The organism is Parabacteroides sp. AF19-14 (assembly GCF_003635485.1).
Lineage (GTDB): Bacteria > Bacteroidota > Bacteroidia > Bacteroidales > Tannerellaceae > Parabacteroides > Parabacteroides distasonis.
On sequence record NZ_QTMJ01000045.1, the window covers coordinates 1 to 6,294 of the forward strand.

Below are 6,294 nucleotides of genomic sequence, written 5' to 3' on the forward strand. Positions count from 1 at the left end.
CTCTTGCATAATTTTTGTCATCCTCCCCATTAAGCAGGCAGGCGATAGGCATGGTTATATTTACGCAACTGAAAAGATCATGCTCTATCTTCTGACAGTTATCAGCGAACTTTATGCCTTGCAGCTCTCCTTGAGCCATTTCTACAAGACGATAAATGATACGCTTTTCGTACACGTTAAAGTCATATTTTGCAGTAGTCATAATATAACTTTGGATAAGGTCTTTGTTTACTATTGCCATAATTATCAGTGTTTTGTGCAAATATAAGTAATAAAAACGAGTTTTGCGAATAAAACTCGTTAATATTGTGATTTAGTATTCAAAAACTCGTAGTTAAACTTTGAAATAGTATTCTAAAACTCGCAGTTAGTATTCAAAAACTCGTAGTTAGATTCTTGTTGTTGCTTGTAATTTATTGTTTATCAGATTATTAAAGCATGTTTTTCGGAAGTCGATAAGCATATAACAAGTAATGCTTAAAAACAAGTCATAAAATTTTAGCCTGAATGTGGCTTCCAGACCTCCAAATCCGTGAAAAACGACTTTTTGAATGTTTGTGAAAGCAAAGCAAAAGCCAGCGCAGCGTTCTTTGAGGAACGAATTTTCCGCGCGTGTACACAAATAAGTACACAAAACTTTTGTTTCATTGGTTTTTATCCCTATTTTTGCAGTGTAAACCAATATATTAGAACTATGCAGATTGTTACAACGCGCGAATTTCGTGCCAACCAGAAGAAATACTTCGAAATGGCAGAGACGGAAACGATCCTGGTTTCCAGACGCAATGCAGCCCCTATCATGGTGTGTGCAGTCAGAGAAGGTGATTTTCCTTCAAAGGAAGAACTTGCGGCTATCCAGAGAGGTATTGAAGATATCCGAAACGGAAATACCTTCAGAATGGCCAAGAATGAGTCTCTGGACGATTTTCTTAACCGTATAGAGGGCGAAGGCAATGTATGAGATAGAATTTTCCAAAGAAGCGGTAAAACATGTCCTGTTAATGAGAAAATCCTCTCCACAGCTTTTCAAGAAGCTGGAGAAGCTGCTTGATGAACTCCGGGAACACCCATATACGGGTACAGGGCATCCGGAACAGTTGAGATACCTGGAGGGTGTCTGGTCAAGGCAGCTGGACAAGAAGAACCGTATCAGGTATATGGTCAACGAGACTACCGTAATTGTGTTTATCATTTCAGCCTGGGGGCATTATGACGACAAATGAAGGATTGCAGTATGTGCCGTTTCGGAACTTACTGCAATCCTTTTGAATTTGTGACAGAATCAAAATAAAGACAACTGCCGTTTATCCTCTTCTTCCTGTTTGTGTGCTTTCTGGCTCTGCTTCTCATAATCGAGTATTTCCTGTATTGACCGGATAGCTCTCATTCTCTGTTCCGGAGTGGTGCGCCTTGCCATACCCTTTTCCATTTTTCCATGCTTCAGCCAATTTGAATACATATCGATCAGACAAAGCACTTCTTCTTCCATTACTGTAGGCACTCTCATGGTCTTGGTGTACATGCCGGACACAGCCTTTCTTCCGGAACCTTCTCTGGCTCCACCTTTCCCGGTCTTTTTTCCTGGCTCCTTTTCCATAGGTCTGTTTTGTTTGATTTCGTTACGGAATCAAAGTTAGGTATTTTATATCGGATATCCAAGTAAAACCGCACACTGATTTGCACTGCAAACGGCTGCACTCGTCGGGACGGGTGGTCCCGCCCCTTGCCGTGCGGCGCTCCCCGACCGATGAGTTTTTTGTGGTGTTCCGGATATGGCCTGTTGTGCGGTTTTGTTGGGTAATTCTGTTGTGTACCAGGTGTGCGGTTTTCGTGTGTGTTCACGTGTGTGGGATAGGTTCTATCTCTCCCCGTCCCCTTTGCTAATTTCGCGCTGGGGAGGGTGTTCGATAGAACAGCAAGAGGAAACCGGGCAAGCCCTGTTTTTTCCTCTTGCCCTACGGGGTTTTTAGCTGTAAATCAGCTATTTAGGAAATTATACCAATATAATTTGGTTATAACGAATAAATATACTATCTTGTAAACCAATTAGTTAGTATATTAATTCGTTATAATAAGCCTTATAATTATATGGAAAAAGACAGTAAAACAACAGTAGCGGTAGAACGTACTACTTTTGCTAAACTTGACCGTCTGGCCAAGGCAAACAGTGTGTCAAAAATGGAGTATATTACTCATGCCATAAACTACTTTGAGAAGTACGGTATAAACCCGGTCGAGCATGAAAGCCCGGCACAGGAAATGCAGAAGCTTATCAAGCGCATGGACCAGGTGTTCGCATTCCTGAAGAAACAGGAAACGGATCTTGTGCGTCCGGCTTGTGAAGCTCTGGCCGGAGCCAGCACACAGATAACCATAAGCCTTTCATCCTTACTTTCGGAAGAAAAGTTCAGGCGGTTCCTGAAGGATAACAAGGAGCTGCTTGCCGGGATAATCAACAGTTCCGACAACAACGGCAAGGCCATAGGCAGGGCAGAAAAAGCGGTGCGGGATGCAGATTCAACTATAAGGAAGAACCAGGATATTATCTTCAAGCGGATAGAAGCCAGCGAAACGGCACAACTCAAGGCCATGCAACATATCGTTTCCTTCCTCGATGCAAAAGGAAAGACCGGGCTGCTCGATGACATAAACAAGGTCTATAAGAAGGAAAAGGAAAGGAGGGGGCTATGAATATAAAAATTCAGGGTGGCGGTTCCGGAACTTATGCCAATACAGGGAGCTGCACAGGAGTAACGACCTATCTCCAGCATGAGGATCTGGAGCGCATGAAGAACGGCCGGGAAGTGCAGCCGTTTTTCAATAACTCTCGTGACTACATAAGCGCACAGGAAGTAACCTTCAAGATAGACAACAACAAGGCAAAATTAAGCCGGAACGATGCGAAGTTCTATGTGATCACGGTAAGCCCTTCCAGCCGGGAGCTGGAGAAAATGGGCAAGACAGAGAAGGAACAGGCTGAAGCCATGAGAAGGTATGTCCGTGATGATGTGATGCAGCACTATGCGGAAGGGTTCGGAAAAGGCCTGAACAAAGAGGATGTCGAGTATTACGGAAAGATCCATTTTGAGAGGAAGGGAGCCGACCGGTACGACATGCACGCACATATCATCGTCAGCCGGAAGGACAGGAGCAACACCAGGAAGCTAAGCCCAAAGACCAACCACACCGGGAAGAAGAACTGCGGAAACGTGAAGGGAGGTTTCGACAGGACAGATTTTTTCCGAAAGTGTGAAACCTCATTTGACAAGCGCACAGGGTATGACCGGGCCCCGGAACAGACCTTCGACTATCTCAATACCATGAAGAACGGAAGCCCGAAAGAAATATTCCAGAAAAAGGAGTGGGCGGAACGTGTGAACCATGAACGGCTTGAGAAGATGAAAGCCGAATGGAACCGGGATCTTCAGGAACCGCACCAGGAACAAGGCCGTGAAGAGAGCCAACAACAGGGAAACAGTATTTCCCAAGTTCCGGAAATCAACCAGGTACCGCAGCGGAAGAAGCAACAGGAGGAAGAACTCGACCAGCCCAGGAAAAGAAGCCGGGGGTTTGGAATGGGTATGTGATTCTACATATACATACCACTTGTGTTAGGGCTTGTTAATTCCCTTACCTTGATATGCAGGGTAAGGGAATTAACAACTAGTTCTTGGAAAAGCTTTTTTGTTTCCCTAAAATTGAATCAATAATGAATATACAGTGCCGGATATGCGGGCTATGATTTTTGCAGCTTGTTTTTCATTACCCTTAAAATCCTTTACGAATACAGCCAATGTATAGTATTTGTTATTAGGTAAACGTATAAAGGCTACATCATTGTGAGCTGCAAGAATACCATTTTCATTGACACAACCTGAGCCTGTCTTATGTGCTATAACAACCCCTTCTTTATCAAGAAGCGGAGCTACTATCCTGTCCACACCTGTTTTACATTCTGTCAATGTATTCTTAATGAAATTTTGTTTCTCGTTACTAATAAGGCTTTCTGTAAACAAACGATTCATCAATATTGCGGCACCAAGAGGGGATGTATAATTAGAGTAAGCTTTGTCATGGTCAGCTGACATTTCCTCTTCCGTGTAAGCTATTTGAAAGCTCGAACGTGGAATGAGTTTCGCTATAAAACTGTCTGTTTGTGCAGTATTGAGTATATTCTTAAACATGATATTGCTTGCATTATTGTCGCTTTGAATAAGAGTATAACGTAATAAATCTCTCACTGTTAATGATATGACAGATGTTGAATAATCTTTCATCATAGGGCTCCACGTTTTTGGATCAAGTTTTTCCCTATTTATCTTTACCAATGTGTCAAGGGAAATACCTTTTTTGTCAAAGTCATTGCAAAGAGCTAATGCCTGATGAACCTTAAATACGCTCATCATTGGATAAATACTTTTGTTGTTTACTGTTACTGTGTCCTGATTGTTTATGATTACAGCAACTCCGATTTCTCCTGGATATTCGGATGCAATCTTAGAAATAGAATCGCTGATAACCTGACTGTTTAGCTCTGATTTACTCTTGTTCGCTATTGACTTGTGCGAAAATTGCTTTAATGAAATGATAGTTAAACACAATAAAATGACAATTGAAACTGATAAAATAATCTTGTTTTTTTTCATGAAATAAATGATATAGAGTTATAAATTAAATTCTGTTTTTACTTTTATTTTTCCGAAAGTTTTCTGTTCGTCACGTACCCGGCAAAGTTCCCGGTGTGCTTTTTCTTTATACTCCTGAAGAACTTTGATTTCGTTACGCAATCGGTCGTTTTCTTCCTGAAGAACCTGGAGCTCTTTTACCTGTTCTTCTGCTCTCATTTCAGCACGTACCTTTTCTTCTGCTGCCTTTGCGATAAGTTCTGGAGCTGGAAGCTGTTTTGCGGTCTGTTCCCGGACTGCCTGTAGTAGTTGGCGAATCGCTTCTGTTCCCTCATTGCTTGTCTGCATGGTCGCTTTTACTTCATTCAATTCTCCGATGATCTTTTCCAAGGGGGAGTAATCAAGCGCGTTACTCTTCAGGTCGAAACCTGTGCGTTCAAAGTATTCCAGGGCGAGAGAAACGAACTCTTTCCGTAATATGCCGTTTGCCCGGCAGTATATCTCCAGCCGTTCAGATGTTTCTCCGCTTATTGAGATTGTAGTCTTTTCCGGCTTGCTTTTGGGTTGTATGGTTACTTTATCTGTCATACCTTAACCGATTGATATGAATATGCTTATAATATGCTTGATATGCTGGTTTTATGCTTCTTTTTAATTAAATATGCTGTAAATATACTGAATATTCCTGAAATATATTCAGGTTACTTGGCCTTTTCTTCGCTTAAAGTGATATGAGAATCCACAAAGTACCCTCCAAAGCCGGATAAGGCGTTTGGTTGCGTGTAAGTGACCGTTACAAGGGTTTGTCCCATGAATGTCTCAATCTTGTCTATAATGGCTTCCATTGGCTTTCCTAAGCCTGTGGCTTCAGCAGATACCAATATCAAGTCTCCTTCTTTCATATCGTTGCTTTTTGATTTTGTTACAGATTCAAAGTTTCTTTCTATCTTTAATTTTTCCCTTGATAGCATTGATTATATAACCTTTGGGGTTCTTCTTTTCCCTTGATTTCCCTTTTAGAATGGCAAGCTCGTTAAGTAAATCCGGGAGTAAGGTTTGTGCTGATATAAACAGATCCAGGTTGTTCTTAATCTCTTTATCTGAAAATTCAATCGAGTTTTTAAGATAGCTTCTTACTTCAGGAGCCAAAGACCAGCTTAAAGCTGTCTGTTTTTGAAGGTCATGTTTTTCCAAATCACTGTCACGGTGTTCCGGTTGATATACCGGATAAAACTTTATGGCCGTTATCTTTCGTCCTGTTTTGAGTGGTGTGTACTCAAAGGTATATGGGCTGACTTCATCAAGCTCTTTTTTTGCTGCATCCACAACATAACGTATAAAATCGTTGATACGCTCGTATTTATCTGCTACACAAAACATTTCCTTTAGTTGTTCTATAGAGTATATCAGAGGAGTTTTCTGGTTGCTCAGTAACTCATAAAAACGCATTGAAAACTGGCTCTTAAAGCTCATGGCTGCTTTCAGTTCGTATTTTCTGAAGCCCTTTGAGAAATCAAGTATGCAGTCCCATACACGTGGGTGTACCTGAAAGGACAAGACTGAAGAACGTTTCCGTATATAAGGCAAGGCTATGATAGAGATACTTTGCCAGATCTCATCATCTTCATACTCAAAGATCTTTCGCTGAAGCGACTGTAGGGCTTCTTTT

The 6,294-nt window shown here is 41.6% G+C and carries 9 protein-coding genes and 1 pseudogene; 4 read left to right on the forward strand and 6 right to left on the reverse strand.

From position 1 onward, the window contains the following. Nucleotides 1–241 (reverse strand): annotated as a pseudogene (locus DWX33_RS21980) (replication initiation protein); the annotation flags it as partial. A gap of 291 nt (nt 242–532) precedes the next feature. On the opposite strand from DWX33_RS21980, the gene DWX33_RS23005 reads away from it, so the two are divergent. Further along, complete coding sequence (locus DWX33_RS23005; RefSeq protein ID WP_227806172.1) at nt 533–961, forward strand: hypothetical protein; 429 nt, start codon at nt 533–535, stop codon at nt 959–961. Next, on the forward strand, nt 954–1,223 hold the full coding sequence (locus DWX33_RS21990) for a Txe/YoeB family addiction module toxin (RefSeq protein WP_032530137.1): 270 nt from the start codon (nt 954–956) through the stop codon (nt 1,221–1,223). The genes DWX33_RS23005 and DWX33_RS21990 overlap by 8 nt, the downstream gene beginning before the upstream one ends. Nucleotides 1,224–1,282: 59 nt before the next feature. Here the strand turns inward: DWX33_RS21990 and DWX33_RS21995 are convergent, their stop codons facing one another. Continuing rightward, entirely contained in the window at nt 1,283–1,597 is a 315-nt protein-coding gene (locus DWX33_RS21995) for a hypothetical protein (protein ID WP_117897959.1), read from the reverse strand. A 491-nt stretch (nt 1,598–2,088) separates the two neighbouring features. On the opposite strand from DWX33_RS21995, the gene DWX33_RS22000 reads away from it, so the two are divergent. Both DWX33_RS22000 and DWX33_RS22005 read left to right on the forward strand, forming a co-directional pair. Next, entirely contained in the window at nt 2,089–2,691 is a 603-nt protein-coding gene (locus tag DWX33_RS22000; RefSeq protein WP_087306506.1) for a BfmA/BtgA family mobilization protein, read from the forward strand. Further along, nucleotides 2,688–3,587 carry a DUF5712 family protein gene (locus tag DWX33_RS22005; RefSeq protein ID WP_117897966.1) on the forward strand — a complete coding sequence of 300 codons (900 nt, stop codon included), beginning with the start codon at nt 2,688–2,690 and terminating at the stop codon, nt 3,585–3,587. Before DWX33_RS22000 ends, DWX33_RS22005 begins: the two co-directional genes overlap by 4 nt. Nucleotides 3,588–3,692: 105 nt before the next feature. On the opposite strand, the gene bla is transcribed toward DWX33_RS22005, so the two are convergent. From bla to DWX33_RS22025, 4 genes are all read right to left on the reverse strand, one after another. Further along, complete coding sequence (gene bla / locus DWX33_RS22010; protein ID WP_117897964.1) at nt 3,693–4,646, reverse strand: class A beta-lactamase, subclass A2; 954 nt, start codon at nt 4,644–4,646, stop codon at nt 3,693–3,695. Nucleotides 4,647–4,664: 18 nt separating this feature from the next. Then, nucleotides 4,665–5,213 (reverse strand): BfmA/BtgA family mobilization protein, encoded by a 549-nt coding sequence (locus DWX33_RS22015; RefSeq protein WP_117897962.1) that lies wholly within the window; start codon nt 5,211–5,213, stop codon nt 4,665–4,667. A gap of 113 nt (nt 5,214–5,326) precedes the next feature. Next, nucleotides 5,327–5,527, reverse strand: a complete 201-nt coding sequence (locus DWX33_RS22020; RefSeq protein ID WP_117897968.1) for a hypothetical protein — start codon at nt 5,525–5,527, stop codon at nt 5,327–5,329. 28 nt (nt 5,528–5,555) lie between these two features. Further along, nucleotides 5,556–6,294 (reverse strand): replication initiation protein (locus DWX33_RS22025; protein ID WP_147425522.1); only part of this gene is annotated, 739 nt, incomplete at its 5' end.

What these genes read in the sequence shown, in the direction of transcription:
- DWX33_RS21990 (WP_032530137.1), top strand. Translation starts at nt 954, where the DNA reads ATGTATGAGATAGAATTTTCCAAAGAAGCGGTAAAACATGTCCTGTTA.
- DWX33_RS21995 (WP_117897959.1), bottom strand. Translation starts at nt 1,597, where the DNA reads ATGGAAAAGGAGCCAGGAAAAAAGACCGGGAAAGGTGGAGCCAGAGAA.
- DWX33_RS22000 (WP_087306506.1), top strand. Translation starts at nt 2,089, where the DNA reads ATGGAAAAAGACAGTAAAACAACAGTAGCGGTAGAACGTACTACTTTT.
- DWX33_RS22005 (WP_117897966.1), top strand. Translation starts at nt 2,688, where the DNA reads ATGAATATAAAAATTCAGGGTGGCGGTTCCGGAACTTATGCCAATACA.
- bla (WP_117897964.1), bottom strand. Translation starts at nt 4,646, where the DNA reads ATGAAAAAAAACAAGATTATTTTATCAGTTTCAATTGTCATTTTATTG.
- DWX33_RS22015 (WP_117897962.1), bottom strand. Translation starts at nt 5,213, where the DNA reads ATGACAGATAAAGTAACCATACAACCCAAAAGCAAGCCGGAAAAGACT.
- DWX33_RS22020 (WP_117897968.1), bottom strand. Translation starts at nt 5,527, where the DNA reads ATGAAAGAAGGAGACTTGATATTGGTATCTGCTGAAGCCACAGGCTTA.